This is a genomic window from Janthinobacterium woesei (assembly GCF_051380875.1).
Classification (GTDB): domain Bacteria; phylum Pseudomonadota; class Gammaproteobacteria; order Burkholderiales; family Burkholderiaceae_D; genus Janthinobacterium.
Map to the genome: position 1 here is coordinate 116,884 of NZ_JBNYXW010000005.1, position 15,543 is coordinate 132,426.

15 protein-coding genes and 1 pseudogene are annotated in these 15,543 nt (G+C 62.2%); 5 read left to right on the forward strand and 11 right to left on the reverse strand.

Annotation, left to right across the window (positions count from 1 at the left end):
- The first annotated feature begins 111 nt into the window (after positions 1–111).
- On the forward strand, positions 112–861 hold the full coding sequence (locus ACQ4W6_RS06745) for a TorF family putative porin (protein ID WP_436566410.1): 750 nt from the start codon (positions 112–114) through the stop codon (positions 859–861).
- An 80-nt stretch (positions 862–941) separates the two neighbouring features.
- On the opposite strand, the gene ACQ4W6_RS06750 is transcribed toward ACQ4W6_RS06745, so the two are convergent.
- The 3 genes from ACQ4W6_RS06750 to ACQ4W6_RS06760 are packed head-to-tail and all read right to left on the reverse strand — an operon-like array spanning position 942 to position 2,726.
- A complete protein-coding gene (locus ACQ4W6_RS06750) occupies positions 942–1,460 on the reverse strand; it encodes a P-loop NTPase family protein (protein ID WP_436566411.1) in 519 nt (172 codons plus the stop codon).
- Between the two features lie 10 nt (positions 1,461–1,470).
- Positions 1,471–2,502: a 4-hydroxy-tetrahydrodipicolinate synthase gene (gene dapA / locus ACQ4W6_RS06755; RefSeq protein ID WP_436566412.1), complete on the reverse strand. Its 1,032-nt coding sequence runs from the start codon at positions 2,500–2,502 to the stop codon at positions 1,471–1,473.
- On the reverse strand, positions 2,499–2,726 hold the full coding sequence (locus ACQ4W6_RS06760; RefSeq protein WP_436566413.1) for a hypothetical protein: 228 nt from the start codon (positions 2,724–2,726) through the stop codon (positions 2,499–2,501). Before ACQ4W6_RS06760 ends, dapA begins: the two co-directional genes overlap by 4 nt.
- A 311-nt stretch (positions 2,727–3,037) precedes the next feature.
- Here ACQ4W6_RS06760 and ACQ4W6_RS06765 point away from each other — a divergent pair, with 311 nt between their 5' ends.
- On the forward strand, positions 3,038–4,042 hold the full coding sequence (locus tag ACQ4W6_RS06765; RefSeq protein WP_436566414.1) for a gamma-glutamyl-gamma-aminobutyrate hydrolase family protein: 1,005 nt from the start codon (positions 3,038–3,040) through the stop codon (positions 4,040–4,042).
- Positions 4,039–5,118 carry an alginate lyase family protein gene (locus ACQ4W6_RS06770; protein ID WP_436566415.1) on the forward strand — a complete coding sequence of 360 codons (1,080 nt, stop codon included), beginning with the start codon at positions 4,039–4,041 and terminating at the stop codon, positions 5,116–5,118. The genes ACQ4W6_RS06765 and ACQ4W6_RS06770 overlap by 4 nt, the downstream gene beginning before the upstream one ends.
- Here ACQ4W6_RS06770 and ACQ4W6_RS06775 read toward each other — a convergent pair whose 3' ends face one another.
- The 8 genes and pseudogenes from ACQ4W6_RS06775 to ACQ4W6_RS06810 form a co-directional block, all read right to left on the reverse strand.
- A complete protein-coding gene (locus ACQ4W6_RS06775; protein ID WP_436566416.1) occupies positions 5,119–7,608 on the reverse strand; it encodes a TonB-dependent siderophore receptor in 2,490 nt (829 codons plus the stop codon).
- A gap of 95 nt (positions 7,609–7,703) precedes the next feature.
- The gene (locus ACQ4W6_RS06780; RefSeq protein ID WP_436566583.1) at positions 7,704–8,510 is read right to left on the reverse strand and encodes a FecR family protein; all 807 of its coding nucleotides are present in this window, start codon (positions 8,508–8,510) and stop codon (positions 7,704–7,706) included.
- 27 nt (positions 8,511–8,537) lie between these two features.
- Positions 8,538–9,020: pseudogene (locus ACQ4W6_RS06785) on the reverse strand (sigma-70 family RNA polymerase sigma factor); the annotation flags it as partial.
- A 276-nt stretch (positions 9,021–9,296) separates the two neighbouring features.
- Positions 9,297–10,427 carry a YbdK family carboxylate-amine ligase gene (locus ACQ4W6_RS06790; protein ID WP_436566417.1) on the reverse strand — a complete coding sequence of 377 codons (1,131 nt, stop codon included), beginning with the start codon at positions 10,425–10,427 and terminating at the stop codon, positions 9,297–9,299.
- Positions 10,428–11,615 carry a cation:proton antiporter gene (locus tag ACQ4W6_RS06795; RefSeq protein WP_436566418.1) on the reverse strand — a complete coding sequence of 396 codons (1,188 nt, stop codon included), beginning with the start codon at positions 11,613–11,615 and terminating at the stop codon, positions 10,428–10,430. It lies immediately after the preceding gene.
- Between the two features lie 309 nt (positions 11,616–11,924).
- A complete protein-coding gene (locus ACQ4W6_RS06800; RefSeq protein ID WP_436566419.1) occupies positions 11,925–13,094 on the reverse strand; it encodes a vWA domain-containing protein in 1,170 nt (389 codons plus the stop codon).
- Positions 13,088–13,738 (reverse strand): GNAT family N-acetyltransferase, encoded by a 651-nt coding sequence (locus tag ACQ4W6_RS06805; protein WP_436566420.1) that lies wholly within the window; start codon positions 13,736–13,738, stop codon positions 13,088–13,090. Before ACQ4W6_RS06805 ends, ACQ4W6_RS06800 begins: the two co-directional genes overlap by 7 nt.
- Before the next feature lie 9 nt (positions 13,739–13,747).
- On the reverse strand, positions 13,748–14,617 hold the full coding sequence (locus ACQ4W6_RS06810) for an AAA family ATPase (protein WP_436566421.1): 870 nt from the start codon (positions 14,615–14,617) through the stop codon (positions 13,748–13,750).
- Positions 14,618–14,850: 233 nt separating this feature from the next.
- Between ACQ4W6_RS06810 and ACQ4W6_RS06815 the strand changes: the two genes are divergently transcribed.
- Together ACQ4W6_RS06815 and ACQ4W6_RS06820 are read left to right on the forward strand one after the other, a co-directional pair.
- Positions 14,851–15,180, forward strand: coding sequence for a c-type cytochrome (locus ACQ4W6_RS06815; protein WP_436566422.1), 330 nt, complete (start codon positions 14,851–14,853; stop codon positions 15,178–15,180).
- A gap of 11 nt (positions 15,181–15,191) precedes the next feature.
- On the forward strand, positions 15,192–15,533 hold the full coding sequence (locus tag ACQ4W6_RS06820; RefSeq protein ID WP_436566423.1) for a c-type cytochrome: 342 nt from the start codon (positions 15,192–15,194) through the stop codon (positions 15,531–15,533).
- Positions 15,534–15,543: the final 10 nt, after the last annotated feature.

Consider the following 15,543-nt stretch of genomic DNA (forward strand, 5'->3'; position numbering starts at 1 on the left):
TGAAACAGGCGTCGCGTGCGCCGGGGGAACGCTTTACCTAAAATTTTTGCAGCGACGGGCCAGCTGCGCCATCTTGGCAAAGGCCCATACCACCAATGAAGAAGAAAAAACATGAATAAAATGATACTTGCACTTGCCGTCGCCACCGCCTTTACAGGCAGCCTGGCTCACGCGGACGAGGTCAAGCCGGACAATGAGCTGAGTTTTAATGTCGCTGGCGTGTCCGACTACCGCTATCGCGGTATCTCGCAGACGCGTTTGAAACCTGCCCTGCAGGGCGGCATGGACTACGTCAACAACCCGACCGGTTTGTACGCAGGCGCCTGGGCCTCCACCATCAAGTGGACGAAGGATGCGGGCGGCAGCGGCGACGTGGAAGTGGACCTGTACGCGGGCAAGCGGGGCCAGTTGAATGCAGATATCGGCTACGACGTCGGCGTGCTGGCGTATGTGTATGCGGACAATGGCTTGAAGTACGTCGCCGGCCTGGCCGATGCGGATACGCAGGAAGTCTACGGCCAGCTGTCCTATGGCCCCGCCTACATCAAGTATTCGCACGCCGTCTCCAACCTGTTCGGCATCGTCAACAGCAAGAACAGCGGCTATCTGGACATCGGCGCGAATATCGACCTGACGAACGGCTGGACCGGCAACCTGCATGCGGGCCACCAGGAGGTAAAGAACAATGATGCGGCCAGCTACACGGACTGGAAAGTGGGCGTGACGCGCGATTTCGGCATCGTCACCGGCGCACTGGCAGTGATCGGCACGAATGCGGGCAAGTCCGCCTATGCTTCCCCTGTGAACGGTAAATTCATGGGCAAGACGGCGCTGGTGCTGACGGTCAGCAAGACCTTCTAAGTCCGGCTTGAATGAATAATGCCGGCCCCGAGGCAATGTGTCCGGGCCGGCATTCTGGCGTTTGTAGTCAGGCTGGGGGGTTACGCCGCGCGGTGATGGGTATCAAAAACCGCGCAATATAGCTGTCCGAAGCCGACCACGCTGGCTGCCGGAATATGCTCGGCCAGGGCATGGACAGCGTTCGAATCCATAGTTGTTACCAGCAAGACGCGCAGTGCCGGATTGACGCTACGCGCCCGCGCGATGCGGTGTACCAGGCTTTCCTGTGCTGCGGCGTCCGCAGCACCGTCCAGCGCTACCACCAGCACGCGCGCAGCAGCCAGGGCCGAGCGGCTGCCCATGGAGTCACGGCCTTCGCTGTCGATGACGATGTCGTGGTAGCAGCTCACCAGATGTTCCAGTTCAGGCTGCAGGCCTTTGGCGCTGATGGCGCGCGCCATCAGGCGTGGCTGCGAAACGCTGCTGTGCATGCCGCCGCAGTGCATGGTACTTGCCTGCGCCAGCGCCCTTTGGCGTGGATCGGCATCGAGCAGTAATACCTTGCGCCCCGCCAGCGCACGTGAAGCGGCCAGGCGTCCGGCAACGATAGATTTCTCCATCCCCCCACACTCATCCGTGATGGCGATGATCATCGTGGCGTATGGCAGGCATGAGGTTGGCAGGGGACACCAGTTGCAGCAGGCAGTCTTCGCGCGGCTCGTCCTTGTCGCTGGCTGTCCATATGGGCAGCTCCATCAACTGCTCCAGCGCATCGGCCAGGGTGGCTTGCCCCGCCTGGGACATGGGCGTCATCGGCAGGCGCAGTTCGTCGCGCACCTTGCCCTGCATGGCCAGCGCTGCCTTCACAGGGCCGGGGTTCGGCTCGGAAAACAGCAGGCGGATGACGGGCAGCATGGCCTTGAACAGGGCGCTGGCGGCAACGTGGCGGCCGTGTTTGACGAGGTGGTACAGTTGCGCATACAGGTCGGGGCGCACCTGGGCGGCTGCCGACATGGCGCCGTGGCCACCCATGGACAGGCTGGCCAGCAGCAGCGCATCGTCGCCGCACAGCACGTCCAGGCGCGTCTCGAGCAGTAGTTCGCCCAGCTGCTGCAACTGCCCGCCCGCCTCTTTGATGGCGACGAAGTGGGAGTCGCGCGCCAGTAGCGCGGCCGTGTGCGGCGCGATGTTGACTCCCGTACGTGCCGGTACGTTGTACAGCACGATGGACTGGTCGGTGGCGCCCGCGATGGCCTGGAAGTGGCGCACGATGCCTTCCTGCGAAGGGCGCACATAGGCGGGAGCGGAGATCAGCAGGCCAGCCAGCGGATGGTCGTTATAGCGCTGCACGCTGGCGACGACGCTGCGCGTATCGCTGCCGCCCACGCCCATGACGACAGGAAAGCGGGGGCCGACGGCTTCCAGCACGCTGTCGAGCAGCACGGTTTGCTCGTGTGTTTCCAGCATGGCCGCTTCGCCCGTGGTGCCACACACGACCAGCCCATCGACGCCGCTGGCGGCCAGTTCGCTGGCCAGCTGCTGTGCCGCGTCGATGTCGATCTCGCCATCGCGAAACGGCGTGACCATCGGCACCCAGATGCCCTGGAAGTGCGTGGTGATGCGCGACGAGGACATCGCGTGTTCGCAGCAATACTGGTTCATGTGGATTTCCCCTGGCTGATGCGGCCAAACTCCGCCGCCGGCAGCAGGCGCATGACGGCATCCATGGTCAGACGCAGGGCCGGTTCCGTCACGCACAGCCATACTTTCATGCGCGCGGCATGGTCGACTGCTTCGACGCGCATGAACGACAGCATGCCGCCGCAAGTCTTGACGACCAGCTGGCGCAGTTCGGCCAAGCAGACCGTGTCGACCGTGATATGCATGAGGAAAGTGGGCAGGCGGGTATGGCGGTGGGGCAGAGACTGAAGCTTGGAAGGGCGTGAATGGGATTCCATGGTGGCTTTGCAGCAGTGGTTGAGATGCAAACAAGATTAGCAGCGGTGGCGTAAAGATTCTCTAAAAAGCGGGACCTCTGGCGTAAACGGACTGTATGCGGGCTACATGCTTTTCTGTGCGTGAAACAGCCCGCTGTTGCGCAGATGCGCCGCGCGTACGCTTTTGTTACAAAATTGAATCGTGCTTTTGGAAGCAGGGGTTTATATTGAAACCGTCTCCGCTTTCAGTCAGTCCTGCCATGTCAGACGATAACGATTCCCAGATCCCCCCCGCTTCCCAAGCACCTTCCGAAGCGGTGCCTCCCTCGCGGCCCGACCGCGTCGGCAGGGCGGCAGACGATGAGCACCCCGCGCGCGATGCGGCACCCCGCTACCTGAAGGATAACGACACGCCGCTGGCACTGGCCTGGAGGGTGATCACATCGCGCTACCGCGCCATGCGCGACAAGGCGAGCCGTGATTTCATGCGGCGCACCTTGCGCATTGGCATTTCGGCGCGCATTTTTCACCCTGAACCGGGCGCCACCGGGTTGCGCAGCAAGAACCTGCAATACCTGGAAGAGTCGATTGCGCAGTGGGTCATGTCGCGCGATGTGCTGGTGTTCATGATCCCGACCGTCAATACGGGCGGCCTGCTACACCCGAGTAACATCACCCTGCGCCACTATGCGCGCCACCTGGACGGCCTGGTGCTGCAGGGCGGCGCCGACGTCTCGCCGCAGACTTATTCGGAGACAGCCACGCGCCCGGAGTGGAGTGGCGACCGTGCGCGCGACCTGTACGAGCTGGAGTTGCTGCACGAATTCGTCGACGCGGGCAAGCCCGTGCTGGGTATTTGCCGCGGCTGCCAATTGATCAATGTGGGCTTCGGCGGTACCCTGTACCAGGACATTGCCTCGGACGTGGAGGGCGCCACGTCGCACGTCAACGACCTGTATGACCGCCACCGCCACAGCATCGTCTTCCCGAAAGGCTCGTCCCTGGCCAGCCTGTTCCCGAAGTCGGGCGAGGCGCTGGTCAATTCCATCCACCACCAGTCGGTCAAAGACCTGGGGCGCGACATCACGGTGGAAGCTTATTCGCAGGGCGATAACATCGTCGAAGCCATCCGCTACCAGCGGGCGCGCTTCGTCATGGGCTTGCAGTGGCACCCGGAGTTTCATTCGGCGGGCGGCGTCGAGCTGCTTGATTGCACGCCCATCCTCGACAATTTCCTGCGCGCGGCGCGCGAGACACGGTTTTGAGTCCGCTCCTGATACGCCGGCGCGCCTTGCTGGCCGGCCTGCTGGCGTTGCCCTTGACGGGGCTGCGCGCGGCGCCGCGCCAGCATGAGGAAGGGCTACCGTTTGCGCTGACATCCACCGCCCATGCCCGTGCACTCAAGGCGCGGGTGGAGCCTGCCATTGCCGAACAGGTATTGAAGGCGGCGCGCAAGGAGGCGGCGCGGCCCGTGCACCTGATGGCCGAAGTGCGCACGGGCGGCTTGCTGAAGGGAGAGGGTGGACGCGAAAAAAGCCAGCAGGCGCAGGAAGACTGGCGCCAGGCACGGCTGCAGGCGCTGGCTTGGCGGCTGTCGGGCGACATGGCGTATTTTGAGGGGGCGCGCCAGCTGCTGCTGGGGTGGAGCGCGACTTATCAGCCGTCGTTCAGCCCCGTCGACGAGACGGAGCTGGCCAGCCTGCTGATGGGCTTTGACTTGATACAGGAGCGTTTGACTGGCGTGGAGCGCGAGCAAGTGCGGGCGTTTTGCCGCACCCTGGCGCACGGTTACCTGAGTGATCCCATCAAGATGGGCGGACCGTCCACGGCGCGCAATAACTGGCATAGCCACCGCATCAAGATCGGCACGGCCGCCGCCTATGTCACTGGCGAGGCGCTGCTGATCGCGCGCGCGAAAGAACGCTTCCTGGCGCATGTGCCGCGCAATATTGGCGCCGGTGGCGTGCCGTTTGACTTCGAACAGCGCGACGCCCTGCATTACACCACTTACAGCCTGGAGCCGCTGCTGACGGCGGCCCTGATGGCGCAAGCCCATGGCGATGACTGGTATCGTGCGCCGGAAGCGCAGCGCCTGGCCGAGGCGCTGGCCTGGCTGGCGCCGTATGCGCAAGGGAAAAAGACGCACGAGGAATTTGCGAAAAGCATGGTGCCGTTCGACCGCAAGCGGGCGGCGGCTGGCGAGAAGGGATTTACGGGCGCGTGGGAACGCAAGGGCGCCGCCAACGTGTATCTGCTGGCGGCGCACTTCGATCCGGCTTACTTGCCCCTGGCGCTGGAACTGCGCCCGCCAGCCTGGGCGCTGGCGCTGTATGGACGTTGATTAAAACTTCGTGCGCAAGGTGAACATCACATTGCGCGGTTCGCCGTAGAAGCCCGTTTCGAACAGGCCCAGTCCCGTCAGGTACTGCTTGTCCATCAGGTTATTCACGTTGAGGCTGGCCGTAACGTTCTTGCTGATCTCATAGCGGGCCAGCAGGTTGACCAGCGCGTAGCTGCCTTGTTTGATGCGCGCATAGTCTTCGACGGCCGGATTCCATAGTTTGCCGTAGTAGCTGCTTTGCCAGTTGATGCCGCCGCCCACGGTGACCTTGTCCAGCGATGCTGGCAGGCGCCACGTACCTTGTACGCGCACCAGGTGGGCCGGCTGCGTTGTTTGCAGCATGGTGGAAAACACGTCCTTGCCATCGGCATCGCGCACATGCGAATACGTGTAGCCGGCGCTCAGTTTGACATCCTTGACGATTTCGCCCGTCACCTCCATTTCAAGGCCACGGCTGGTGATGCCGTCGATGGCTTTATAGGCTTCCTCGCCATTCACGCTACCCACATAGCTGGCCACATTGCTCTGGCGGATCTGGAACACGGCGGCGCTGGCATTGACCTTGCCATCGAGGTATTCGGCTTTCACGCCCGCCTCCAAACCCTTGCCGCGCACGGGGGAGAGGAAGTTGCGGTTGACGTCGCGGTTGCTTTGCGGCGCGAAGATGCTGGTATAGCTGCCGAAAACGGAATAGGTCTTGTCGAGGTCATACACCACGCCCGCATACGGCGTGATGACATTGTTTTCCTCGATGCGCGAGGTGATGCGTGCGGTATTGCTGTCGAAGAAGCTGCGGTCCTGCTCCTGCTTGTAGTTGCTGACGCGCGCGCCCACGATGACCGACAGCGCATCGGCAGGACGCAGGCGCACGGCGCCATACAGGCCGCTCTGGCGCGTGCTGTCGTTGTCGTTGCCCAGGCGCGTAAATGCCGGTTCGGCGTACTGGCCGCGCCAGTCGAAATAGCTGCCTGGCACGGGCGGGTAGACCGATTCATAGACGGGGCCATCCTGCTTCGCGCTGGAGTGGGAATAGCCCAGCATGGCTTCATGCCGGCGGCCGAATGCCGTAAACGGGCCGCTGGCGTCCACGTTGACGGTGCTCTGGCGGCGCTCGCCCTTGTATTTCCCCATGAAGAAATACGCGCCTTCGCCCGTGATGGGGTCGGGATTGCCGCCGCTGGCCGAACCGAGCACGCTGTCATGCTTGCTGCGCAGCTGGTTGGCATTGAGCTTGATCTTCCACTCGTTGGCGAACGTATGTTCGAGCGACGAGAACAGGGTGGTGTTCTGCATGTCGCGCCGGCTCCAGTCTGTGGCCGGATTCCACGAGGTGGGGAAGTCGGTGCGTGTACCGTCCGAAAACAGCACGGGGAAGCCCGTCCAGGTCGAGCCGCGCGGCTTGTAGTCCTGGTGCGTGAAGCCGGCCGTCAGCAGGGTCACGGGCGTCAGGTCGGCCTCGATGATACCGTAGGCGACCGATTTTTTTTGCGTGTAGCGGTCCAGGTAGGAATGCTTGTCCTGGTAGGCGCCCACCAGGCGGCCGCGCACCGTGCGGCTATCGTTCAAGGGGCCGGAGACATCGACTTCGCCCCGGTAGTTGTCCCAGGAGCCGGCGCCCAGGGAGGCCGCACCGGCAAATTCTGCAGTGGGGCGCTTGCGCACCATGTTGACGGTGGCCGACGGGTCGCCCGAGCCGCTCATCAAGCCAGTCGCGCCCTTCAGCACTTCGATGCGGTCGTAAATGGCCATGTCGCTGTTGGTCGTGCCCCAGTCATACACGCCGTCATAGATGGCCGAGACGCCGTCATACTGGAAATTGGTGACGGCAAAGCCGCGCGCCCAGAAGCTCCAGCGGTCGCTGTCGTAGTTTTGCACGTTGATGCCATTGACGTTCTTCATGACATCGGACACCGCATTGCTGTTCTGGTCATCCATCTGCTGGCGCGTGACGATGGTCAGCGATTGCGGCGTTTCGCGCTGGCTCAATGCCAGGCCTGTGGCGCCGCTGGCGGGGCCGCCCGTGTAGCTGCCCGTGCCACCCGTGACGGCGCTGCGCTCGGCCGCAGCAACCACGGTGACGCCGCTCATGACGGCCACGCCGCGGCTGTCCGCGGTGCTGCCAGCGTTGGCACTGGCGGGGATTTTTTGCAGCAGGTAGCCGCCATTCGGCTGCGGCACGGCTTGCAGGCCACTGCCTGCCAGCAGCGAGCGGAAGCCATCTTGCAAGCCATAGCTGCCTTGCAGGCCGGCGCTGCGCAAGCCTTGTGTGGCATTGCTGGAGAACGACAGCAGGATGGCGCTGTCGCTGCCGAAGCGCGTCAGCACGTCGCCCAGTGAACCGGCGGGTATGCTGTAGACGCGTACTTTCTGGGTTTGTACTTGTGCCGAAGCGGCTGGCAGTGCCAGCGCCAGGCCTGCGCCTATGCCGATGTGAGCCAGGGAGCAGGCGAGGACGCTGCGTTTGATGAAACGGAGAGGAGCGTGAGGCATGGGATAAAACCTTTCGTGGATGCGCAAGATGGAGACTGCCTATCTTCCAAGTCACGCGAGCACGGCGAAACAGCTCACTTTGCAGAAAATATTTTTCAGCTGGGCGCCAATTCGATCCGTACGACCTGATTGCCCCAGAAACGCGTGATGGTATTGCGCCGCAGCCGCAGGCTGGCGCTGACGGCGTCGAGGATGGCGCTGATGTCGGCCAGCGGGTAGGAGCCGGAGACGCGCAAGCTGGCAATGGCGGGCGTACAGCCCAGCGGATGTTCGCTGTAGCGCGACAGCTCGGCGAGGAAATCGGCCAGGCGCATGTCGCGCGCCACCAGCATGCCACCCAGCCAGGCGCCGCCATAGGGCGCCAGCGCCTGGCGGTGGAATCGCGTGCTGTCGAAGTGGGCGCCTTCGCCTGGACGCAGCAGCAGGCGCTGATGGGCATCGTCGGCCAGCACGGCGACGGCGCCTTCGAGCACGCCGGCGCTGGCGTAGTCATCGTGCAGGCGCACCGTAAAGCGCGTGCCCAGCGCCTGCAGGCTGCCGAGTGGCGTGCTGACGAAGAATGGACGTTGTGCTGCATCCTTGCCGGTGGCGATGAAAATTTCACCGGCCAGCAGTTGAATGCGGCGCTGTTCGCTGGAGTAGTTGACATTCACGGCGCTGTCGGTGTTGAGCGTGAGTTGCGTGCCATCGCTCAGCGTCACCACGCGGCGCTGGTTGACGCCGGTGCGGTAGTCGGCCGTCCAGCTGCGCCATGGCGCATGGCGTTCGAACGCATACAGCGAGGCGCCGGAGGCTAGCAGCAGGCAGAGGGTTTTGACGGCGTGGCGGCGCGGCGCATTCGCCTGCACGCAGGCGCGCAGCAAGCTCGCGTGCATGGCGGGAGGCAGATGCTCGTGCTGCATCTGCAACTGCTGCCACGCCTGCGTGGCGCTGCCGGCGCGCTGCAGATGGCGCTTGACGGTGGCCAGCGAGATGCCGAGCTGGCGCGCGATGTCTTCCTGCGGTAATTCTTCGAGCTGGCGCAGCAGGAAGGCCCGCTTGACGGGCGGTGGCAAGCCATCGAGCATGCGGTCAAGTTCAAACACGGTAGACAGCAGCAGCGCCCGTTCTTCGGGCGACGGCGCATGCAGGGGTGGCAGCTGCACCAGCACGTCCAGGTAGGCTTCTTCGAGTTTCTGGCGCCGGTAATGGTTGAACAGCACGCGTTGCGCCACGGTGGCGAGGAAGGCGCGCGGCTCGCGCGCGGCAACGGTGTCTTCGCGGTCAAGCAGGCGCACAAAGGTGTCATGCGCCACATCGGCCGCGCAGGCGGTGCTGCCCAGCTTCTTGCGCAGCCAGCCCTGCAGCCAGCCGTGGTGGTCGGCATACAGTGTCGCGATTTCCTGGCGTTGTAGCGGCTCTGCCAGCGGCATCGCGTCCCCTTTGCATGGCCGGCCCGGCTGGATCGACAGATTAAACAATAATAAGAATCATTCTCACTTATTGTAGCAAGCGGGGCAGGCTGCTGTAAATGACGGGGAGGCGGGGGTGTGGTTTTTTGGTTTCGTGCTTTTGCGGTAAAAGTCTCGGCGCTTGGCAAAACCGTAGCGAGCGGATGCGCGGCGTGGCCGAGAAGCGCAGCTGTACTAAAGTACAGCGAGCATCGCCGGCCGCGCCCCGCGACGCGCAGTAGGTTTGGCCAAGCGTCCTCAGTAATTCATGGGCTCACCGCGAAAACAGCGGATGGCCGAATCGACCATGCCTTCGGCGCTGCCCTGCAGGCTATGCTGCTTGCGCAGGTATTGCGCGTCGCTCCACTGCTTGGCCACGTCCGACAGGTGCTTCAGGGCCTGCGTGCTACCCAGCGCCTCGGCATGCGGTTCCATCTTGCGCAGGGTGGTCATGATGTCTTCGCGCAGCGACATCGTTTCGTAGGTTTTCGGATGCGTGATGGCGCCATCGAGGCCGAAGCGGCAGGCCTGGAAGCGGTTGTAGTTGTACACGAGGTAATCGTCTTCCACGGGAGGTGCTTCTTTCTGTTCCAGCAGATAGCGGCACAGCGCCTGCAGATAGGCGGCCAGCGCGGCGGCCCGTTCCACCGTCAGCGGCGTGTCGCACACGCGCAGCTCGATGGTGCCAAATTCCGGCTTGGGCCGGATATCCCAGTAAAAGTCCTTCATGCTGCGGATGATGCCCGTGTTCTCCATCTTGGCAAAATACTCGTTGGAGAACTGTTCCCAGCTCAGGGTGAACGGTGCGCGTCCGCTCATGGGAAAGGCGAACACGGAATTGAGGCGCGCCGAATCGAACAGCGTGTCGCGCCCTTGCACATACGGCGAGGAAGCCGACAGGGCGATGAAGTGGGGGATGTAGCGGTTCAGCGAGTGCAGCAGGAACATGGCGTCGTCGCCCGAGGCGCAGCCGATGTGCACGTGCTGGCCGAAGATGGTGAACTGCTTGGCCAGGTAGCCGTACAGTTCCGAGATTTCCTGGAAGCGGGGCTTGGAAAAGATCTTTTGTGACGACCATTGCTGGAATGGGTGCGTGCCGCCGCCCGCGATGCCGATATTGAGCTTGTCGCCTGCCGTCACCAGGGTGTCGCGGATTTCCTGCAGTTGCGCCAGCAGGGGGCCGTGATGCGTGTGCACGCTCGAGTTGATCTCGATCATGCTCTCGGTGATTTCCGGCGTGACGTTGCCGGGGAAGGGCCTTTTGCCCAGCAAATGCAGCAGGTCGGGACTGGCGGCTGTCAGGTCATAGTCCGACAGGTTCACCAGTTGCAGTTCGAGTTCGACGCCAAAAGTCAGCGCGGCCGATTGGCCAAAGGGTTCCAGCGGCATTTAGCGCTCCTTGATTTCGTGGGTTTCTTTTGCCAGCATCAGCACGCGCTGTACCAGCACGGGGCCAACCAGTTCCAGGCCCAGGGTGACGGCAGCCAGGGCGTTCAATTCGTCGTCGAAGTTCACGCCGTGCTGGCGCGCGTGTTCCAGCAGCAGGATGATGAAGACGGAAACGGGCGTCAGGGCCACGCCCGTCAGCACGCCCTTGCGCCAGGAAATGCCGCTGACATGCGAAAACGCAGCCACGCCGACAACTTTCGTCAGCAAGCGTCCGCCAACGACGGCCAGGGCCAGGCCCGCGCCGGCCGTCACGCTGCCCCATTCCAGGGTCGAGGCGGCATACACGAACAGCAGTACCGTCAACAGCTCGCCCAGCGCGCCGAAATTGCGCTGCGCCTGGCTGAAGGCGACGCGCCGATGGCGGGCCACCAGGCCGAAGGTGAGGGTGGCCAAGAGCGGCGACAGGCTGGTGGTGTAGGTCAGGGCGACCAGCAGCATCACCGACAGGGCGAAAGCCACGGTGGCATCCTGCGCCATGTTGCCCAGGCGGCGCAGCATGGCTGGCACGACGATGCCGAAGACGGTGCCAGCGGCCACGGAGGCGGCCAGCACGGCGGCGCTGCTGCTAGTCGCTTCGATCATGTCGGTGGAACTCTGGAACATCCAGAAACCGATGATGATGTTAAACGTGAAGACGGCCAGCACGCAGTTGAGCGCTGTCAGATGGACGATGCGTTCCGTGACCTGGCCCGAACTGCGTTCCTCGTTAATCACGCGCATGATGGTGGCCGGCGAGGTGGACATGGCCAGGGACGCCAGCAGCAGCGCCGTCATCGGTGTGGTGCCAAATTCGATGCCGATGAAGTAGACGACGGTAAAGGTCAGCAAGGACTCGACCAGGCCCGTGACGGCGATCCACGGGTTGTTCTTGAGCCAGCGAAGATTGATGCGGTAGCCGACCTCGAACAGGATCAGGCCGAAGGCGACGTCGGCCAGCACCAACATGGGGCCGGCGTCAGTTTGCGGCAAGACGCCCACTTGCGTCTGCGCCAGGATGAAACCGATCACGCCATAAAAGCTGATGCGCGGCAGGCCCGTCCAGCGGTGGCCAAATTCGCCGACGACCCAGGCCAGGGTAATGGCGAACGGCCAGGACAGGTCTGCGGCGATCGAGAGGAGACTTTGCATGCTCATTCCTTTGAAATATCGCTGGCACCGGCCGGCAGCAGGGGAACTGGCGCGGCAACAGCATGGTGCAGCTATGGTGCATTGTTTGCGCAGGCCGCGATGCGCCGATTCTACCGGAGCAGAAGGCGCGCACGATGTGCGCAATCGAACAGTGTCACGGCCATGGCGGCCGTGCACAAGATGCAGCAGGGCGGCAGAAGCCTGTATCGATGGCGCGCCGCCCGCAGCGGAGATGCTCCGCATGGTCATTCTAAACGCAGTGTACGACATGGCGGCGGCATGCCGCCATGGACTTTTTGTTGCGCGTCTTTACTTACTGAGCAAACGCATGCCTCGTTCCAGTCCGTCGATCGACAGCGGGAACATGCGCTCGTTCAACAATTGGCGCATCACGCCGATGGACTGGCGGTACTGCCACAAGGCTTCGGACTCAGGATTGAGCCAGATGAATTTCGGGAAGGCGCTGGTAAATCGCGCCAGCCAGACCGAGCCTGCTTCCTCGTTGTTGTATTCGACGGAGCCACCCGGCTGCAGAATTTCGTAGGGGCTCATGGTGGCGTCGCCGACGAAAATGAGCTTGGTGTCGGACGGGTATTTACGCAGCACGTCCCAGGTGGGAAAACGCTCGGCATGGCGGCGCCGGTTGTTCTTCCACAGGGTGTCGTAGACGCAGTTATGGAAGTAAAAGAACTCCATGTTCTTGAATTCCGTCTTCGCCGCCGAAAACAGTTCTTCCGTGCGTTCGATATGCTCGTCCATGCTGCCGCCCACGTCGAACAGCATCAGCACCTTGATGCGGTTCTTGCGCTCGGGGCGCATCCTGATGTCGAGGTAGCCCGCGTTATTTGCCGTGGCGGCGATGGTGGCATCTAACGCCAGTTCATCTTCCGCGCCTTCGCGCGCGAACTTGCGCAGACGGCGCAACGCCACCTTCAGGTTGCGCGTGCCCAGCTCGCGTTCGCCGTCGTAGTCCTTGTAGCTGCGCGCTTCCCACACTTTCACCGCCGTGCGGTTGCCGCCCTTGCCGCCGATGCGGATGCCTTCCGGATTCGTGCCGCCATTGCCGAACGGCGAAGTGCCGCCGGTGCCGATCCACTTGCTGCCGCCCTCGTGGCGTTCCTTCTGTTCCTTCAGCAGTTCGTTCAGGCGGTCCATCAGCTTGTCGTAGCCGAATTTTTCCAGTTGCGCCTTTTGTTCGTCGGACAGTTCGCGCTGCATGCGCTTGAGCAGCCAGTCGAGTGGAATCGCTGCATTCGTCTCGAAGGACGCATTGACGCCCTTGAAGTATTGCGCGAAGGCGCGGTCGAACTTGTCGAAATGCGCTTCATCCTTGACCAGGGTCAGGCGCGACAGATAGTAAAAATCGTCCATCGAGGCGCCGATGACGTTCTTTTGCAGCGCTTCAAGCAGGGTCAGAAATTCCTTGATCGAGACGGGAATCTTTGCATCCTTGAGGTTGAAGAAGAAATCGATCAGCATGGGGCTTCTCCGCCGCATATGGGCAGTGCCGCGAAGGGGAGCTGCGTGGGGCGCTGCGCCAGCTTGTAGCGCAAATGGGCGGCGGTTTCGGGCCATTCACCGCGCGTGATGCTGTACATGACCGTGTCGCGCACGGTGCCGTCGCGGCGCAGCGCGTGGTGCCGCAGCACGCCATCCTTCTTTGCACCCAGGCGTTCGATGGCCGCCTGCGAGGCGTGGTTGAAATTGTCGGTGCGAAAACCCACCAGTGCGCAGTCGAGAGTGTCGAAGGCGTGCTCCAGTAACAGCAGTTTGCAGGTGGTGTTGACGTGGCTGCGCTGGCAGCGTTTGGCATACCAGGTGTAGCCGATTTCCAGGCGTTTGACTTCGGGCAGCACGTCGTGGTAGCTGGTGGTGCCGATCACGTCGCCGCTGGCCATGTCGATGACGGCAAAGGCGAAGCGCGAGGGGCGCATCTCGATGCCCTTGAAGATGTACTGGTCGACCTGGTCAGGCTCGGGCACGGAGGTGACGCGCAGTTTCCATAGTTCGCCATCCATGGCCGCTGCGCGCAAGCCCTGCGCGTGGTGCGGCGCCAGCGCTTCGAGGCGGATCCCATGCAGCTCAAGGGGGACGAAGACGTTGTCCGTGCTGATGTCTTTCACCGGCGCTCCTTAGCGGTTGGTACGCGACATGAACATCAGGCGCTCGAACAGGTGCACATCCTGTTCGTTTTTCAGCAGCGCGCCGTGCAGCGGCGGCACGACAGCTTTATTATCTTTGCTGCGCAGCGCGTCGGCAGGGATGTCTTCGGCCAGCAGGAGTTTGAGCCAGTCGAGAAATTCCGACGTCGACGGTTTTTTCTTCAAGCCCGGCACGTCGCGCACGTCATAGAAGGTTTGCAGCGCCTGCGCCAGCAATTCCTGTTTCAGGTGCGGGTAGTGGACGGCGACGATCTGCTCCATCGTGTCCTTGTCCGGGAATTTGATGTAATGGAAGAAGCAGCGGCGCAGGAAAGCGTCCGGCAATTCCTTCTCGTTGTTCGAGGTGATGATGACCAGCGGACGGTGGCGCGCCGTGACCATTTCGCGCGTTTCGTAGACATAGAATTCCATGCGGTCCAGCTCGCGCAGCAAGTCGTTCGGGAACTCGATGTCGGCCTTGTCGATTTCATCGATCAGCAGCACCACCGGCTCGGGCGCCGTAAACGCTTGCCACAGCACGCCCTTGACGATGTAGTTCTGGATTTCGCGCACGCGTTCGTCGCCCAGCTGCGAATCGCGCAGGCGCGAGACGGCATCGTATTCATACAGCCCCTGCTGCGCCTTGGTGGTCGATTTGATATGCCATTGCATCAGCGGCATGTTCAGCGCCGCCGCCACTTCTTCGGCCAGCATGGTCTTGCCGGTGCCAGGCTCGCCTTTGATCAGCAGGGGGCGCTGCAAGGTCAGCGCCGCATTCACGGCCAGTTTCAGGTCGGCGGTGGCGACATAGCTGTCGGAACCTTCGAAGCGTTGGCCTTGCTGGGGGTGCTGTGCTTGCATGAGCGGTCTGCCAAAGTAGGTAAAGGGTGAGTATAAACAGAACTGTGGCACACTGCCACGCAGGCAGTCTGTGCCCGCTCGCCTACAATGCGGGTTTTGTAGGTGGACTTGCAAGAATATCTTAGTTAGAATCGGCAAGCAGAAGATTAATTGTCAACCTTAATTATCAACACATAAGATCAATAAAAACCAGCTCTGGCGTTTCTCCGATTACCTTTGTTCACTTTGCCACTATGAAAAAAATATTTGCACTTCTCGTGCTTGCCGGCATAGCCAATGCCGTCACAGCGGCTGACATTGTAGGAAACGCCAAGGCAGCCACTGCCAAGGTGGAAATGTGTATCGGTTGCCACGGCATTCCCGGTTACAAGGCGACCTTCCCCGAAGTGTTCCAGGTGCCGATGATTGGCGGCCAGCCGGCAAAATACATCGAGAATGCGCTGCAAGCCTACAAGAAAGGCGACCGCAAGCACCCCAGCATGAAGGGCATCGCTACCAGCCTGTCGGACCAGGACATCGCCGATGTCGCCGCCTATTATGCGCAACAAGCCAAGCCGAACTGAGGACCAGCCAGATGAAAAAACTACTCGCCGCCCTGGTTTGTGCCACCGTCTCGTTCGGCGCCAGCGCCGCCGGCAATATCAATACGGGCAAGGCCCTGGCGGAAAAATACAGCTGCGCCACCTGCCACGGCAAGGATTATGGTTCGCCTATCGATCCTTCCTATCCAAAACTGGCAGGCCAGCACAAGGATTACCTGGAACACGCCTTGACGGCGTATAAACGGGGCGACAAGCCGAATGGCCGCAACAACGCCATCATGACGGGCCAGGTGAAACCGCTGAGCAACCAGGACATCAAGGACCTGGCCGCCTACTTCCACAGCCTGCCGACCACCCTGGTCATCCACCGCTGAGTAGTACCGC